Origin of the sequence: Pseudomonas sp. SIMBA_041, from assembly GCF_046535095.1 — a bacterium.
GTDB lineage: Bacteria > Pseudomonadota > Gammaproteobacteria > Pseudomonadales > Pseudomonadaceae > Aquipseudomonas > Aquipseudomonas mucoides.
Genome location: NZ_JAWRXJ010000006.1, coordinates 285,198 through 300,653, shown reverse-complemented (window position 1 = coordinate 300,653; position 15,456 = coordinate 285,198). Strand labels below are relative to the sequence as shown.

The window sequence follows — 15,456 nt, the reverse complement described above, 5'->3', positions numbered from 1 at the left end:
TCAGTTGCAGATTTCATGCTTGGGGTCGGTGAAGGGGCAAGCCTTTTGCCTTTGATTGTCTGGCACCCGGTTCGCTGTTTGACGATAAATACCGGCCTTTAATAGTGTTGGAAATTTCAGTGAGTGAAATACTATTAATTAATTAGAGGGGGCGTTGCGTGTTTTGTTTTTGAGGGTTTTGGCATAAGTTTGTTTTCGGCGAAGAGTCGCCGTTCTTATTTGGTTTTGATGGAAATGGAATTCTATGAAGTTGTTAACAAAGAGTGGCTTTATTGTCGGCCTCATGATGGCTTCAATAGCCAGTTATGCGGCGTATGTGCCGAGCATTATAAATCCGGAATTTGCGGTGTTTACTTCTGATCCGCAATACCCCTGGACAGATAAAACAGATGCTGGCGTAGAAGAATCGGATTCTGAACAGCAGGCCCGATCCCGAACGTTGATCGAAAGCCAGTATTCCGATATTGCTCATTTCAGGAAGAGTCGTCCGTGGATGGAAGTTCCTGTCATGATCAACGGTGATATTACGGCGTATGGTCACGGCTGGCAGCGCTCCTATATTCGCTCGGTGCAGAAGAAGTATTTCGGTAGCGATTTTGTCTACGGGCTGGGTAATCATGATTATGAAAATCTCGATTGTTTTTCCGCGAGTTGTGCTGCGGGCAGCATTACCGACTTCGAGGAACATCATCGCGATAAAGTGGGGAGTTTCGATTTAAAAATCAGTGGTCCTTTCTTTAATAAGCTGTATTCCGGAAGTCTCGCCTGGTCCAGAGATGTTGGGGATGTGCATTTTGTTCAGTTGAACAACGAGCCGACGTACTCGGATCGAATTTCCCATCCCTTGAACCCGACGACCTTCGAGATCACGGACTCACTGGATTGGTTGGAGCAGGATTTGAAGACGGCCCGTGCCAAAGGTCAGATCATCCTTCTAAATATGCATAAACCAGGTTACTGGAAAGGCGATTCGGAGCAGGTCACCAGGTTCCGCAAGATAATCGCGGACAATAAGGTCACTGCAGTCTTCGCTGGTCATCTACACGAGGACGCCGGAGGATTTCAGGGTGGATACTACTTTGGCGATGTGCCCTTATTCCTGAGCGGCGCGGCGTCACAGCAGACGTACTTGATTGCCAGCTTTTCGCAAGACCGGAAATCGATGACCGTTGACCTTGTCAAAGGGAATCACTGGCCGAGTCGCACCTTCGTGGCCACGGTTGCGGTCAGGTAAACTTTCGCTACCGGCCCATAACGAAAAAGGCCCCGCCAATTCACATTGGCGGGGCCTTTTTTTGTTGCTTCAAGCGTGTGTCTTACTGAGCGTCTGCCGCCGGAGCCTTCTCGCCGTGAGACAGGCTGTAGACGTAAGCGGCCAGCAAGTGAACCTTGTCGTTGCCTTGCAGCTGCTCTTGCGCAGGCATCTGGCCCTGACGGCCGTAACGGATGGTCTGCTGCAGTTGAGCGAAGCTCGAACCGTAGATGAACGCGGCCGGGTGGGTCAGGTTAGGGGCGCCCATTGCTGGCGTACCTTTACCTTCCGGACCGTGGCAAGCCACGCAGTTGGCGGCGAACAACTTCTGGCCGGCAACCGGGTCAGCCTTGGTGCCTTCCGGCAGTTTGCGGCCATCGAGGTTGGTCAGGACAAAGGCAGCGACATCGGAAACGCCTTGCTCGCCGATTACGTCAGCCCACGCCGGCATGACGGCGTGACGGCCGCCCATGATGGTGGTCTTGATGGTGGCAGGCTCGCCGCCCCAGCGCCAGTCGGCGTCGGTCAGGTTAGGGAAGCCGTAAGCGCCTTTGGCGTCGGAACCGTGGCAGACCGAGCAGTTGGAGGCGAACAGGCGGCCACCCATCTTCAGGGCTTGCGGGTCTTTGGCGACTTCTTCGATTGGCATGGAGGCGAACTTGGCGAAGATCGGACCGAACTTGGCGTCCGACTTGGCCATTTCCTTTTCCCACTCGTGAACGCCGGTCCAGCCGGTCTGGCCGTTGGCGAACGCAGTCTGCTTCTCGTTATCGAGGTAGTTGTAACCCGGCAGCAGGCCTTTCCAGTTGCCCAGGCCCGGGTACAGCACCAGGTAACCCAAGGCAAAAATGATGGTGCCCACGAACAGCATGAACCACCATTTTGGCAGTGGGTTGTCGTACTCCTCGATCCCGTCGAAGGAGTGGCCAACCGTTTCTTCCGTCTGCTCGGCGCGCTGGCCCTTGCGGGTGGACAGCAGCAGCCAGGTCAGGGCGAAGATGGTGCCGAGACTGAGGACTGTGACGTACAGACTCCAGAACGTAGTCATTCTTTGTTACTCCTAGAAGCTTGCTCGACGTGCTTGATGGCTTCGGGATCATCCGCGAAAGGCAGCAAGGTCGCGTCTTCAAACTCCGACTTGCGCTTGGGGCTGAACACCCACAACGCCAGACCGATAAAGGCCACCATCACAACAACGGTGCCCAGGCCACGAATCATCCCGATATCCATCTAAATCACCGTTTGCTTTTGATGATGGTGCCCAGGCCTTGCAGATAGGCCACCAGCGCGTCCATTTCGGTTTTGCCCTTCACAGCATCCTTGGCGCCGGCGATGTCTTCGTCGGTGTAAGGGACGCCGAGCGTGCGCAAGACTTCCATTTTCTTGGCGGTGTCTTTGCCGTCGAGCTTGTTTTCCACGAGGAACGGGTAGGCCGGCATTTTCGACTCAGGCACTACGTTGCGCGGGTTGTACAAGTGCGCACGCTGCCAGTCATCGGAGTAACGACCGCCGACACGGGCCAGGTCCGGACCGGTACGCTTGGAACCCCACAGGAACGGGTGGTCCCAGACGCTTTCACCGGCAACCGAGTAGTGGCCGTAACGTTCGGTTTCGGCGCGGAACGGACGGATCATCTGCGAGTGGCAGCCGACACAGCCGTTGGCGATGTAAATGTCGCGGCCTTCCAGTTCAAGCGCAGGGCGAGGCTTCATGCCTTCGACCGGCTTGTTGGTAACGTCCTGGAAAAACAGCGGAACGATCTGGGTCAGGCCGCCGATGCTGACGGCGATAACCATGAAGAAGGCCAGCAGGCCAATGTTCTTCTCGACTGCTTCATGCTTCATCAGTGAGCTCCAACTACAGCAATCTGTTCAGCAGCTTTGGCTTCAGCCGGGTTCGAGGCACGTACGGTACGCCATACGTTGTAGGCCATGAACAGCATGCCGCTGGCGAAGAACGCACCGCCCAGGGCGCGAACGATGAAACCAGGATGGCTGGCTTGCAGCGCTTCGACGAACGAGTAGGTGAGGGTGCCGTCGTCGTTGATTGCGCGCCACATCAGACCCTGGGTAATGCCGTTGACCCACATCGAAGCGATGTACAGAACGGTACCGATGGTCGCGAGCCAGAAGTGCGTGTTGATCAGGCCGACGCTGTGCATCTGCGCACGACCGAACAGTTTCGGGATCATGTGGTAGATCGCGCCGATCGAGATCATCGCTACCCAGCCCAAGGCACCGGCGTGTACGTGGCCGATGGTCCAGTCGGTGTAGTGAGACAGCGAGTTGACGGTCTTGATGGCCATCATCGGGCCTTCGAAGGTCGACATGCCGTAGAACGCCAGCGACACGACCAGGAAGCGCAGGATCGGGTCGGTGCGCAGCTTATGCCAGGCGCCCGAGAGGGTCATCATGCCGTTGATCATGCCGCCCCAGCTCGGAGCCAGCAGGATGATCGACATCGCCATGCCCAGGGACTGAGCCCAGTCCGGCAGCGCGGTGTAGTGCAGGTGGTGCGGACCGGCCCAGATGTACAGGGTGATCAACGCCCAGAAGTGCACGATCGACAGGCGATAGGAGTAGATCGGACGCTCGGCCTGCTTCGGAACGAAGTAGTACATCATCCCCAGGAAGCCGGTGGTCAGGAAGAAACCTACGGCGTTGTGGCCGTACCACCACTGGATCATCGCGTCAGTCGCACCCGAGTAAGCGGAGTAAGACTTGAACAGGCTGACCGGCAGCGACATGTGGTTGACGATGTGCAGCATCGCGGTCACGACAATGAACGCGCCGTAGAACCAGTTACCGACATAGATGTGCTTGGTCTTGCGCTTGACGATGGTGCCAAAGAACACCAGTGCGTAAACGATCCAGACAATAGCCAGCAAAATTGCCAGCGGCCATTCCAGTTCCGCGTATTCCTTGGTCGTGGTGTAGCCCAGCGGCAATGTAATGCCGGCTCCGACGATCACCGCTTGCCATCCCCAGAAGTGGAAGGCCGCGAGGCTGTCGGAAATCAGTCGCGTTTGGCAGGTTCGCTGCACGACGTAATAAGAAGTGGCAAACAGTGCACAACCACCGAAGGCGAAAATCACCAGGTTGGTGTGCAACGGGCGTAAGCGTCCAAAAGTCGTCCACGGCAGACCGAAGTTCAATTCCGGCCATACAAGCTGTGAGGCGATGAAGACACCGAGCCCCATGCCAAGGATCCCCCAGACCACCGTCATGATGGCGAACTGGCGGACTACCTTATAGTTATAAGCAGTCGGACTGATTGCTGTGCTCATTCTAAGGTTCCACGGTTTGGGTGTTTTATTAGGAGTAAAAATCGGCCGCAAGTATGGAGAAAGCAGGGGGTCATTGCAACGCGCCATGACCTGGGTCAATGCTTTCAAAAGCTGATTCTGCGGCCTTTCCATGCGCCGCGTAAGGACAAAATCACCCAAGGGCAAAATGTCGCAGCGGACGAAAATGAGAAGGGGGTCCGGTCAGATGTAACGGGGTGTGTTCAAACGCAACGATCGGGTGACCGACGGCAATTGGCGCGACAGCCGGTATCTACCAGCCTTTGCGGCTTGCCATTGAGCAGAATCGTCGAACACATCGGCTAAAAACGACCTGGAACCGGCTCATGCCAGTCCGCACCGAGCAAGCTTAGACCCGAATCTGGTGAACCGAAAGAAAGAGCGTGGGGAGGGTGCGACAATGGGTCGCAAAGAAGCAGTTGCAAGCTTCAAGCTGCAAGCTTCAAGAAGATCTCGTCGCTTGCAGCCTTTGCTTTTGTCTTTACTTGACGCTTATAGCTTGAACCTTGCCGCTCAACTGCTCATCACCTTTCGAAAGGCTATAAACATAAGCCGCGAGCAGTTGCACCTTATCGTTGCCGAGCAATTCGTTCTGCGCCGGCATATGGCCCTGGCGGCCATGGCGAATGGTCTGTTGCAGCTGCGCCAGGCTTGTACCGTAAATAAAACCGGCCGGGTGCGTCAGATTCGGCGCGCCCATGGCTTCTGTGCCCTGGCCTTTTGCCCCATGACAGGCGACGCAGGTGGTACTGAACAGTTGCTGTCCGGCTTGCAGGTCGGCGCCGCTGTCGGCAGGCAACGGCAGGCCGGCGAGGTCGTGACGCACATAAGCGGCGACATTCTTCACGCCGGTCTCACCGAGGATTTCACCCCAGGCCGGCATCGCGGCCATGCGCCCGCCCATGATCGTGGTTTTGATCGTGTCGGCCGTACCACCCCAGCGCCAATCGCTGTCCGTCAGGTTCGGGAAACCAAATGCCCCCTTGGCGTCCGAGCCGTGGCAGACCGAGCAGTTGGACGCAAACAGGCGCCCGCCCATCTTCAGCGCTTGCGGGTCCTTGGCAACTTCTTCCACGGGCATCGCAGCGAATTTGGCGAAGATCGGCCCGAACTTCGCGTCGGCCTTGTCCATCTCCTTTTCCCATTCGTGCACGCCAGTCCAGCCGTTTTCATAGCCCGGCAGAATGCCTTTCCAGTTGCCCAGGCCCGGGTAAAGAATCAAATAACCGACGGCAAACACCAGCGTGCCGGCGAACAGCATGAACCACCACTGCGGCAGCGGGTTGTCGTACTCCTCGATGCCGTCGAAGCTGTGGCCCATGGTCTGGTCGACGCTGCCCTTGGTTTCGCCCTTGCGGGTGCCGATCAGCAACCAGGTCAGGCCGATCAGGCTGCCGATAGTCAGTACGCAGATCCACGTACTCCAGAAGGTGGTCATGGCCGGGTACTCCTTGTTTCAGGTTCTTGGGTGGCGTCATCGGGTTTCGGTTCGTCGGCGAACGGCAACAGGCGCGCTTCGGCGAATTCCGGGTTGCGCTTGCTGTTGAACACCCACAGCGTCAGGCCGACGAAGGCCACAAACACCACGACCGTGCCTAAGCCTCGAATCATTCCACTGCTCATTTCAACGACCATGGCTCACCTCTTGCTCTTGATGGCAGTGCCGAGCACTTGCAGGTAAGCGACCAAGGCGTCCATTTCGGTCTTGCCCTTGAGCGAAGCGGTGGCCCCGGCGATGTCATCGTCGGTGTACGGCACGCCCAAGGTGCGCATGGCGCGAATCTTGGTTTCGGTGTGGCTGCTGTCGAGCTGATTGGCCACCAGCCATGGATAGGCAGGCATTTTCGATTCCGGCACCACGTTGCGCGGGTTGTACAAGTGCGCGCGGTGCCAGTCTTCCGAGTAGCGACCGCCGACCCGCGCCAGGTCCGGCCCGGTACGTTTCGAGCCCCAGAGGAACGGGTGATCCCAGACGCTTTCGCCGGCGACCGAGTAGTGGCCGTAGCGTTCGGTCTCGGCCCGGAACGGGCGGATCATCTGCGAGTGACAACCCACGCAACCTTCGCGGATGTAAATGTCGCGACCTTCCAGTTGCAGGGCGGTATAGGGCTTCATGCCTTCCACCGGTTTGTTGGTCACGTCCTGAAAGAACAGCGGGACGATCTGGGTCAGGCCGCCGATGCTCACGGCCAGCACCATCAACAACAGCAACAGGCCGACGTTTTTCTCGATTGTTTCGTGTTTCATGGCGGACTCCTCAAGCCATCTGCGCGGCAGCGGCGACGTCGGCAGGCTGCGAGGCCCGTACGGTGCGCCAGGTGTTGTAAGCCATCAGGAACATGCCGCTGAGGAAGATCGCACCGCCCACCAGTCGCACGACGAAGCCTGGGTGGCTGGCCACCAGGGTTTCGACGAAGGAGTAGGTCAGCGTGCCGTCTTCGTTGACTGCGCGCCACATCAGGCCCTGGGCGATGCCGTTGACCCACATCGAGGCGATGTAGAGCACGGTGCCGATGGTGGCGAGCCAGAAGTGCGCGTTGATCAGGCCGATGCTGTGCATCTGCTCGCGACCGAAGATTTTCGGGATCATGTGGTACAGCGCGCCGATGGAAATCATCGCCACCCAGCCGAGTGCTCCGGCGTGAACGTGGCCGATGGTCCAGTCGGTGTAGTGGGAGAGGGCGTTAACCGTCTTGATCGCCATCATCGGCCCTTCGAAGGTCGACATGCCGTAGAACGCCAGCGACACCACGAGGAAGCGCAGGATCGGGTCGCTGCGCAACTTATGCCAGGCGCCCGAGAGGGTCATCATGCCGTTGATCATGCCGCCCCAGCTTGGCGCCAGCAGGATCAGCGACATCACCATGCCCAGCGACTGTGCCCAGTCCGGCAGTGCGGTGTAGTGCAAGTGGTGCGGGCCGGCCCAGATGTACAGGGTGATCAGCGCCCAGAAGTGCACGATCGACAGGCGATAGGAATACACCGGGCGCTCGGCCTGTTTCGGCACGAAGTAATACATCATCCCGAGGAAACCGGCGGTGAGGAAAAAGCCCACCGCGTTGTGGCCGTACCACCACTGGACCATGGCGTCGGTCGCACCGGAATACACCGAGTAGGACTTGGTGAAACTCACCGGCAACTCAAGGTTGTTGACGATATGCAGAATCGCCACGGTGATGATGAACGCACCGAAGAACCAGTTGCCGACGTAGATGTGTTTGGTCTTGCGCTTGGCCAGCGTGCCGAAGAACACGATGGCGTAGGCGACCCAGACGATGGTGATCAGAATGTCGATCGGCCATTCCAGCTCGGCGTATTCCTTGGAACTGGTGTAACCCAGCGGCAGGCTGATCGCCGCCAACAGGATCACCAGTTGCCAGCCCCAGAAGCAGAACGCGGCGATTTTCGGCGCAAACAGCTGTGTCTGGCAGGTGCGTTGCACCGAATAGAACGAACTGGCGAACAGGGCGCAACCGCCGAACGCGAAGATCACCGCGTTGGTGTGCAACGGGCGCAACCGGCCGAAACTGGTCCACGGCAAATTGAAGTTGAGTTCGGGCCAGACCAATTGGGCCGCGAGAAAAACCCCGAGCCCCATGCCGACGATGCCCCACACCACCGTCATAATGGCGAATTGGCGGACCACCTTGTAGTTGTAGGCGGTACTGATAGAAGTGTTCATGGTTCCCCATCCACGGTTCAGCTGAAGTGAAGTCGTCTGCGCAAGGCAATGACGCTCCCTTCGGCCGGAGTTATAGGCAGACTAAAAGCGAGGCAAGCATGGACAAACAGCACAAGGCCGGTATTGACGGGGATCAATGGGCGCAGTGCGTGCAGGATCATGGATGGTTGTGGAATGCGGCTACAGGGCCGGCATCGACGACGTTGATCCTTGCCCATGGCGCCGGAGCGTCGATGGACAGCGAATGGATGAACGACATGGCCGCACGCCTTGCTGCGCTGGGCGTCAACGTGTTGCGCTTCGAGTTTCCATACATGGCGCAACGGCGTGTTGATGGGGGTAAGCGACCACCCAATCCGGCGCCGAAACTGCTGGAATGCTGGCGTGAGGTGTATGCCGTGGTGCGACGCCATGTCACTGGGCGTTTGGCTATTGGCGGCAAGTCCATGGGTGGGCGGATGGCGAGTTTGCTGGCTGATGAGTTGGGGGCGGATGCATTGGTGTGTCTGGGGTATCCGTTTTACGCAGTGGGTAAACCGGAAAAACCTCGGGTCGAGCATTTGGCCGGGTTGAAAACGCGGACGCTGATTGTTCAAGGCGAGCGGGACGCGCTGGGGAATCGTGAGGCGGTCGAGGCTTACACGTTGTCACCGAGTATCGAAGTGTTCTGGCTGGTGGCAGGGGATCATGATTTGAAGCCGTTGAAGGCTTCGGGGTTTACGCATGAGCAGCATTTGGCGACTGCGGCGCAAAAAGTAGCCGAATCTATCTGTCAGATTTTTAGTTTTAATACCTAGCCGGATCTTCATCAGATAAAAAATGAACGTTTGAATAGAGAATCCCCGATGTATCTATCAGGGATTTCTACAATGCGCTGGTAAGGGGAGGAATCCCTGCTGACCGAACTAAATGTTGTCCCGTAATTCGGAGGTCATTTGTATATTTCCTTCTGGATTTAAGTTGTAGCCGTCGCTGGTGAATGTGGCAGCAAAAGTGCCTGATACAGTCCCTTTTTTGGGGTCGAGCTTGATGCGGAGTTTTGCTGTGTCCGCATCGACAATCCTGATCCAATTACCTGGCTTGTCGGGAAGGGAGTGAAAGTGTTGAAAGTTGAGTCCGTTTCCGAGCGTGTACTCTTGCGCAATCAGATCGTCTCCCTTGTAATCGATCCACATTTGGTAGGCGAAATAAGTGCCCTCGGAGCTGTTTCCTACAGACCCCCAGAAGAGCCAGCTGATTTTTCCGCTGGCATGCTGATGTTTAGAAAAACTATTCTGTTCAGATGTTGTTTTATGTGCATTGTCATTCCAGTCGAACAAGTTTTTGGAAGTTATAGATTGTTGTTCTGGCAGTAAAATATCGTGAATAGCCATGGTTCGTCTCCTGCGGTTTATTGATTTGTTAATCAGGTAATTGCCAGGTTGCGAAAATGGTTTTAGCGGGTAATAGGTCTTTCTGCTACTGTCAAAGTTGTCAGTTGTATGTTTTGTTGAATTGTGATGATGGGGGAGGGAGTACATAAATAGCGTATAAAAAACAATTGGTTGAGTTAAAGCTCTTACGTCAAAAGGGACCGCATGGTTTCTACAGACGAAAAAAAACCGGATGTTTGATTTTCCGGTTTTTATTCATCCCTTCAACGATCAGCGATTAAACCGCTCCACCAACGAATACTGCGTATTAGCCGTCTTCGTCAGCTCTTCACTCAACAACGCCGAGTTCTGCGCCTGTTCCGACGTCTGGTCAGCCAGTTGCGAGATGTTGCTGATGTTGCGGCTGATCTCTTCAGCTACTGCACTTTGCTCTTCGGTCGCCGCCGCGATCTGGGTGGTCATGTCGGTGATGTTGGCCACCGCTTCGCTGATCCCCACCAGCGCCTGATCCGCTTCCAGTACCCGCGCCACCCCTTCTTCGGCCTGGCGATGCCCGGCTTCCATGGTTTGCACGGCGGTGCTGGCAGTCTGCTGCAGCTTGGCAATCAGGGCGTGGATCTGCCCGGTGGATTCACTGGTGCGCTGCGCCAGTTGACGAACTTCGTCAGCCACCACCGCAAAACCACGGCCCATCTCCCCGGCGCGGGCCGCTTCGATGGCGGCGTTCAAGGCCAGCAAGTTGGTCTGGTCGGCGATCCCTTTGATCACATCGACCACGCCGCCGATTTCGTCGCTGTCCTTGGCCAGTTGAGTCACGGTCAGGCCGGTTTCACCCACCACCACCGACAGACGCTGGATGGCATCGCGGGTTTCCCCGGCGATGTCGCGGCCGCGACCGGTCAGGCGATTGGCCTCCTGGGTGGCGTCGGCGGTGCGCTGTACGTGGCTGGCGACTTCCTGAGTGGTGGCGGCCATCTGGTTGACGGCGGTGGCCACTTGCTCGGTTTCGACGCGCTGACGTTCCAGGCCGCTGGAGCTGTTGTGCGCCAGGGTATCGGACTGTTTCGCTTGTTCGGTCAGGTGCTCGGCGGTGTCCTGCAGACGGGTCAGGCAGGTTTTCAGACGGGCTTCCTGGCTAAGGATCGACATTTCCAGGCGCGCCTGGGCGCCGCGGCTGTCGGTGTACATCTGTGCGATCAACGGGTCGGACGTGGTTTGCCCGGCCAGGACCAGCAGGCGCTTGAGACCACGCTGCTGCCAGCTCAGCCCCATCAGGCCCAACGGCACCGACAGGCCGGCCGCCAGGGCAAAGCCCCAATGGGAATTCAGCGTCGCACCGATCATGAAACTCAATTGGCTGACCAGAATGAACGGCAGCCAGTCCTGAAGCACCGGCAGCCATTTATCAGTCGATGGAATGGCGGACTTGCCCTGGTTGATGCGTTGGTAGAGCGCTTCGGCACGCTGGATCTGTTCGGTGGTGGGTTTGATCCGCACCGACTCGTAACCGATCACCTGGTTGCCCTCGAACACCGGTGTCACGTAGGCGTTAACCCAATAGTGATCACCGTTCTTGCAGCGATTCTTGACGATGCCCATCCATGGCAAGCCTTGTTTCAGAGTGCCCCACATGTGCGCGAACACGGCGGCCGGGACGTCGGGGTGACGGACCAGGTTGTGCGGTGCGCGGACCAGTTCCTCACGAGAAAACCCGCTGATCTCGACGAACGCGTCGTTGCAGTAGGTGATCACGCCCTTGGCATCGGTGGTGGAAATCAACCGTTGCTGTGCCGGGAAGGTCCGTTCGCGTTGGGTAATGGGCTGGTTGTTACGCATGGCTAATTCAATCCGCAAGGCTTTGAAAGGTTGTCGGCGGTGTCAGGAATTAGTTGAAATTATTTTTCAATAATCAGCGCTGCGTCGCAAAATGAGCATTGCCTCAACCCGCGAGCATCGGATAGGTGAACAGCGCGAAGTGCAGCAGGTTCAGGCCGAAATGGGTGGCAATGGCGGCACCCAAACCGCCGAAACGATAGGCCAGGCCGTACCCGACACCGGCGAGGCTCGCCAACAGCACCCATTGCCAGCCAGCACCCACATGCACCAGGCCGAACAGCAACGACGCGAGCAGCAGGGCGAGGTTTTCGCCATAGGGCAGGTGTTTGAAGCTACGGCTCAGGCCGCCCTGGATGTAGCCTCGGAACAGCGCTTCCTCAACCAGCGTGACTAGCAACAGATTGTTCAGCAGCCACAGCCAGGCCTGGTCTGGCCACTTCGGCGCCCAACTGATCATGCCCAGCAACAGCGCCCCACCCAAGGCCAGTACGGCACACAGCGTCAGGGCCAGGGCGGTGGCGTAAACGCCCAGGCGCCAGGAGCGCCGGCCGACAATCCATGGACATACCAGCAGTAGCCAGAAGCCGATCAGCGGTTTGTCCTGATTCAGGTACATGGAAAACGGCACGGCATCGGCGGTGAGGTATTGAGGGGCGATCGCGCGACCGTTGAAGAACCCGGGGAGCCAGTGCATCGCCAGCGACATGGCCAGGAAGATGAACAGGCCGTGACCGAAGTAACGGACGATCGGGAGTTTTTGCTGGCGGACGGCGGCACCGGCCGCTAACAGCAAGGCGATGGTGATCAAGGCCAGCCAGCTGAGTTGGCCGTAGGTCAAAGCGAGGCTGAAGCCAAGGGAGAGAAGGGCCAGGTAGGTCCATGGCAGGGCGATCATTGAGCATCCTTAATGTGCAAAATTTTGCGGCATACGCCGGCCCCCTGTAGGAGTGAGCCTGCTCGCGATAGCGGAGTGTCAGGCGACATTGATGTTGAATGTACCGCCCTCATCACGAGCAGGCTCACTCCTACAGAGGTTTTGTGTTGGGTATGCAAAAGCGGGGGGATTATGGGCCGTTTGCGGCACAAACAAAAACACCGCCCGAAGGCGGTGTCTTTGTCAGCAGGCCTTTATGAGGCAATCAACTGGCGCAGCACATAGTGCAAAATCCCGCCGGACTTGAAGTACTCGACCTCATTGAGCGTATCGATGCGGCACAGCACGTCGATCTTTTCCTTACTGCCATTTTCACGGGTGATCACCAGCGTCAGGTTCATCCGCGGCGTCAGCTCCACACCGGTCAACCCTAGGATATCCAGGGTTTCCTTGCCGGTCAGGTTCAGGCTCTTGCGGTTCTGATCCAGCTTGAACTGCAACGGCAACACGCCCATGCCGACCAGGTTGGAGCGGTGAATTCGCTCGAAACTTTCCGCGATGACCGCTTTCACGCCCAGCAGGTTAGTGCCCTTGGCCGCCCAGTCGCGGCTTGAACCGGTGCCGTATTCTTGACCGGCAATTACCACCAGCGGCGTGCCTGACGTTTGATAACGCATGGCCGCGTCGTAGATCGGCATTTTCTCCATCGTAGGAATATAGAAAGTGTTGCCGCCTTCCTCGCCGCCAAGCATTTCGTTGCGGATACGAATGTTGGCGAAGGTGCCGCGCATCATCACTTCATGGTTGCCGCGACGTGAACCGTAGGAGTTGAAGTCCCGCGGCTCCACGCCTTTGTCGCGCAAGTACTCACCGGCCGGGCTGTCGGCCTTGATATTGCCGGCGGGGGAGATGTGGTCGGTGGTCACCGAGTCGCCGAGCAGCGCCAGTACCCGCGCCCCGGCGACGTCCTTGACTTCCGGCGGCGGGCCGCCGATGTCGTCGAAGAACGGCGGATGCTGGATGTAGGTCGAATCGTCCTGCCACACATAGGTCGCCGCTTGTGGCACCTGGATGGCTTGCCATTGCTCGTCGCCGGCAAACACTTCGGCGTATTCCTTGTGGAACATCGCCGTGTTGACCTGACTCACTGAATCGGCAATTTCCTTGCTGCTCGGCCAGATGTCCCGCAAGTACACCGGATTGCCGTCCTTGTCATCGCCCAGCGGCTCACGGCTGATGTCGATGCGCACCGTACCGGCTAGCGCATAGGCAACGACCAGCGGCGGGGAGGCCAGCCAGTTGGTTTTCACCAGTGGATGCACGCGTCCCTCAAAGTTGCGGTTACCCGACAACACCGAAGCAACGGTCAGGTCGGCGGCCTGAATGGCTTTTTCAATCGGCTCCGCCAATGGGCCGGAGTTGCCGATGCACGTGGTGCAACCGTAGCCGACCAGCGCAAAACCCAGTTCATCGAGGTATTGAGTCAGGCCCGCTGCCTTGTAGTAGTCGGTGACCACTTTCGAACCGGGCGCCAGTGAACTCTTGACCCACGGTTTGCGCTTGAGGCCTTTCTCCACAGCCTTTTTCGCCACCAGACCCGCCGCCATCATCACGCTCGGGTTGGAGGTGTTGGTGCAGGACGTGATCGCGGCAATCACCACCGCTCCGTTTTTCAGGCGGTAGGTCTGGCCGTCGTGTTCGTAATCGGCTTCACCGGCCAAGTCCGCGTTGCCCACTGCGACACCGCCGCCGCCCTCACTTTCCAGGCGTCCTACTTCCTTGCTGGTGGGTTTGAATTGCAGGTCGATGAAGTCCGTGAACGCCTGCGCGACATTGGGCAGGGAAACACGGTCCTGCGGACGTTTAGGGCCGGCGAGGCTGGCTTCGACGCTGGTCATGTCCAGCGCCAGGCTGTCGGTGAAGATCGGTTCCTTGCCCGGCAGGCGCCACAGGCCTTGAGCCTTGCAGTAGGCCTCGACCAGTTTCACCGTTTCCGGTGGTCGGCCGGACAGGCGCAAATACTCCAGCGTCACATCGTCCACCGGGAAGAAGCCGCAAGTGGCGCCGTATTCAGGGGCCATGTTGGCGATGGTCGCGCGGTCGGCCAGCGGCAGGTCGGCGAGGCCGTCGCCGTAGAACTCGACGAACTTGCCGACCACGCCTTTCTTGCGCAGCATCTGGGTGACGGTCAGCACCAGGTCGGTGGCGGTGATGCCTTCCTTGAGTTTGCCGGTGAGTTTGAAACCGATGACTTCGGGAATCAGCATCGACACCGGTTGGCCGAGCATCGCCGCTTCCGCTTCGATCCCGCCGACGCCCCAGCCGAGCACGCCGAGGCCGTTGATCATGGTGGTGTGGGAGTCGGTGCCGACCAGTGTGTCGGGGAAAGCGTAGGTGCGGCCATCCTCGTCCTTGGTCCAGACCGTGCGTCCGAGGTATTCAAGGTTGACCTGGTGGCAGATCCCGGTGCCCGGCGGCACCACGCTGAAGTTGTGGAAGGCGCTCTGGCCCCAACGCAAGAACGCATATCGCTCACCATTGCGTTGCATCTCGATGTCGACGTTCTGCTCGAAGGCGCTGGCACTGGCGAATTTGTCGACCATCACCGAGTGATCGATCACTAGGTCCACCGGCGACAGCGGGTTGATGCGTTGCGGGTCGCCGCCAGCCTTGGCCATGGCGGCGCGCATGGCGGCCAGGTCGACCACGGCGGGCACGCCGGTAAAGTCCTGCATTAGCACGCGGGCGGGGCGGTACTGGATTTCGCGGTCGGAGCGACGCTCCTTGAGCCACGCGGCAATCGCCTTGAGGTCGGCGCCGGTGACGGTTTTTTCGTCTTCCCAGCGCAGCAGGTTTTCCAGCAGCACTTTCAACGACATGGGCAGCTTGTCGAGATCACCGAGGCTTTTGGCCGCGTCGGGCAGACTGAAATAATGGTAGGTCTTGTCGTCGACTTGCAGGGTTTTAAGGGTTTTCAGGCTATCGAGGGACGGCATTGAAATGACTCCTTTGGGTCCGCACGGCGACGGACTGGCGGGACGGACAGAGCTCTTAACCTAGCCCTGTTTGGACGTTAAGGCTAATAACTGGACTCTATGGTTAAGTCCAAGGTTCCGAACTCGGCTATCATGCGCC

Annotated in this window: 14 protein-coding genes; 2 read left to right on the top strand and 12 right to left on the bottom strand. The window is 58.1% G+C overall.

The features are described 5' to 3' along the window. Positions 1–244 precede the first annotated feature (244 nt). On the top strand, positions 245–1,234 hold the full coding sequence (locus SB725_RS16910) for a metallophosphoesterase family protein (RefSeq protein ID WP_027921711.1): 990 nt from the start codon (positions 245–247) through the stop codon (positions 1,232–1,234). A gap of 82 nt (positions 1,235–1,316) precedes the next feature. Here the strand turns inward: SB725_RS16910 and ccoP (SB725_RS16905) are convergent, their stop codons facing one another. From ccoP (SB725_RS16905) to ccoN (SB725_RS16870), 8 genes are all read right to left on the bottom strand, one after another. Next, entirely contained in the window at positions 1,317–2,300 is a 984-nt protein-coding gene (gene ccoP, locus SB725_RS16905; RefSeq protein ID WP_027921710.1) for a cytochrome-c oxidase, cbb3-type subunit III, read from the bottom strand. Continuing rightward, positions 2,297–2,482, bottom strand: coding sequence for a CcoQ/FixQ family Cbb3-type cytochrome c oxidase assembly chaperone (locus tag SB725_RS16900; protein ID WP_003175465.1), 186 nt, complete (start codon positions 2,480–2,482; stop codon positions 2,297–2,299). The genes ccoP (SB725_RS16905) and SB725_RS16900 overlap by 4 nt, the downstream gene beginning before the upstream one ends. Before the next feature lie 5 nt (positions 2,483–2,487). Further along, the gene (gene ccoO / locus SB725_RS16895) at positions 2,488–3,096 is read right to left on the bottom strand and encodes a cytochrome-c oxidase, cbb3-type subunit II (protein WP_027921709.1); all 609 of its coding nucleotides are present in this window, start codon (positions 3,094–3,096) and stop codon (positions 2,488–2,490) included. Further along, positions 3,096–4,538: a cytochrome-c oxidase, cbb3-type subunit I gene (gene ccoN / locus SB725_RS16890; RefSeq protein WP_027921708.1), complete on the bottom strand. Its 1,443-nt coding sequence runs from the start codon at positions 4,536–4,538 to the stop codon at positions 3,096–3,098. Before ccoN (SB725_RS16890) ends, ccoO (SB725_RS16895) begins: the two co-directional genes overlap by 1 nt. 499 nt (positions 4,539–5,037) lie before the next feature. Further along, positions 5,038–5,994 carry a cytochrome-c oxidase, cbb3-type subunit III gene (gene ccoP, locus SB725_RS16885; RefSeq protein ID WP_059181312.1) on the bottom strand — a complete coding sequence of 319 codons (957 nt, stop codon included), beginning with the start codon at positions 5,992–5,994 and terminating at the stop codon, positions 5,038–5,040. Next, on the bottom strand, positions 5,991–6,191 hold the full coding sequence (locus tag SB725_RS16880) for a cbb3-type cytochrome oxidase subunit 3 (RefSeq protein ID WP_027921706.1): 201 nt from the start codon (positions 6,189–6,191) through the stop codon (positions 5,991–5,993). The genes ccoP (SB725_RS16885) and SB725_RS16880 overlap by 4 nt, the downstream gene beginning before the upstream one ends. A 3-nt stretch (positions 6,192–6,194) precedes the next feature. Continuing rightward, entirely contained in the window at positions 6,195–6,803 is a 609-nt protein-coding gene (gene ccoO / locus SB725_RS16875) for a cytochrome-c oxidase, cbb3-type subunit II (protein ID WP_027921705.1), read from the bottom strand. Positions 6,804–6,813: 10 nt separating this feature from the next. Further along, positions 6,814–8,238 (bottom strand): cytochrome-c oxidase, cbb3-type subunit I, encoded by a 1,425-nt coding sequence (gene ccoN, locus SB725_RS16870; protein ID WP_027921704.1) that lies wholly within the window; start codon positions 8,236–8,238, stop codon positions 6,814–6,816. Between the two features lie 98 nt (positions 8,239–8,336). Here ccoN (SB725_RS16870) and SB725_RS16865 point away from each other — a divergent pair, with 98 nt between their 5' ends. After that, complete coding sequence (locus SB725_RS16865) at positions 8,337–9,035, top strand: alpha/beta family hydrolase (protein ID WP_059181311.1); 699 nt, start codon at positions 8,337–8,339, stop codon at positions 9,033–9,035. 108 nt (positions 9,036–9,143) lie between these two features. On the opposite strand, the gene SB725_RS16860 is transcribed toward SB725_RS16865, so the two are convergent. The 4 genes from SB725_RS16860 to acnA form a co-directional block, all read right to left on the bottom strand. Next, on the bottom strand, positions 9,144–9,611 hold the full coding sequence (locus SB725_RS16860) for a hypothetical protein (RefSeq protein ID WP_059181310.1): 468 nt from the start codon (positions 9,609–9,611) through the stop codon (positions 9,144–9,146). A 270-nt stretch (positions 9,612–9,881) separates the two neighbouring features. Next, positions 9,882–11,447, bottom strand: a complete 1,566-nt coding sequence (locus tag SB725_RS16855; RefSeq protein WP_059181309.1) for a methyl-accepting chemotaxis protein — start codon at positions 11,445–11,447, stop codon at positions 9,882–9,884. 103 nt (positions 11,448–11,550) lie between these two features. Continuing rightward, on the bottom strand, positions 11,551–12,342 hold the full coding sequence (locus tag SB725_RS16850; protein WP_027921700.1) for a CPBP family intramembrane glutamic endopeptidase: 792 nt from the start codon (positions 12,340–12,342) through the stop codon (positions 11,551–11,553). A gap of 233 nt (positions 12,343–12,575) precedes the next feature. Next, positions 12,576–15,317 carry an aconitate hydratase AcnA gene (acnA, locus tag SB725_RS16845; protein ID WP_027921699.1) on the bottom strand — a complete coding sequence of 914 codons (2,742 nt, stop codon included), beginning with the start codon at positions 15,315–15,317 and terminating at the stop codon, positions 12,576–12,578. Positions 15,318–15,456: the final 139 nt, after the last annotated feature.

Bases quoted from the DNA above. Each gene is read 5' to 3' on its own strand.
- SB725_RS16910 (WP_027921711.1), top strand. From the start codon at position 245: ATGAAGTTGTTAACAAAGAGTGGCTTTATTGTCGGCCTCATGATGGCT.
- ccoP (WP_027921710.1), bottom strand. From the start codon at position 2,300: ATGACTACGTTCTGGAGTCTGTACGTCACAGTCCTCAGTCTCGGCACC.
- SB725_RS16900 (WP_003175465.1), bottom strand. From the start codon at position 2,482: ATGGATATCGGGATGATTCGTGGCCTGGGCACCGTTGTTGTGATGGTG.
- ccoO (WP_027921709.1), bottom strand. From the start codon at position 3,096: ATGAAGCATGAAGCAGTCGAGAAGAACATTGGCCTGCTGGCCTTCTTC.
- ccoN (WP_027921708.1), bottom strand. From the start codon at position 4,538: ATGAGCACAGCAATCAGTCCGACTGCTTATAACTATAAGGTAGTCCGC.
- ccoP (WP_059181312.1), bottom strand. From the start codon at position 5,994: ATGACCACCTTCTGGAGTACGTGGATCTGCGTACTGACTATCGGCAGC.
- SB725_RS16880 (WP_027921706.1), bottom strand. From the start codon at position 6,191: ATGGTCGTTGAAATGAGCAGTGGAATGATTCGAGGCTTAGGCACGGTC.
- ccoO (WP_027921705.1), bottom strand. From the start codon at position 6,803: ATGAAACACGAAACAATCGAGAAAAACGTCGGCCTGTTGCTGTTGTTG.
- ccoN (WP_027921704.1), bottom strand. From the start codon at position 8,238: ATGAACACTTCTATCAGTACCGCCTACAACTACAAGGTGGTCCGCCAA.
- SB725_RS16865 (WP_059181311.1), top strand. From the start codon at position 8,337: ATGGACAAACAGCACAAGGCCGGTATTGACGGGGATCAATGGGCGCAG.
- SB725_RS16860 (WP_059181310.1), bottom strand. From the start codon at position 9,611: ATGGCTATTCACGATATTTTACTGCCAGAACAACAATCTATAACTTCC.
- SB725_RS16855 (WP_059181309.1), bottom strand. From the start codon at position 11,447: ATGCGTAACAACCAGCCCATTACCCAACGCGAACGGACCTTCCCGGCA.
- SB725_RS16850 (WP_027921700.1), bottom strand. From the start codon at position 12,342: ATGATCGCCCTGCCATGGACCTACCTGGCCCTTCTCTCCCTTGGCTTC.
- acnA (WP_027921699.1), bottom strand. From the start codon at position 15,317: ATGCCGTCCCTCGATAGCCTGAAAACCCTTAAAACCCTGCAAGTCGAC.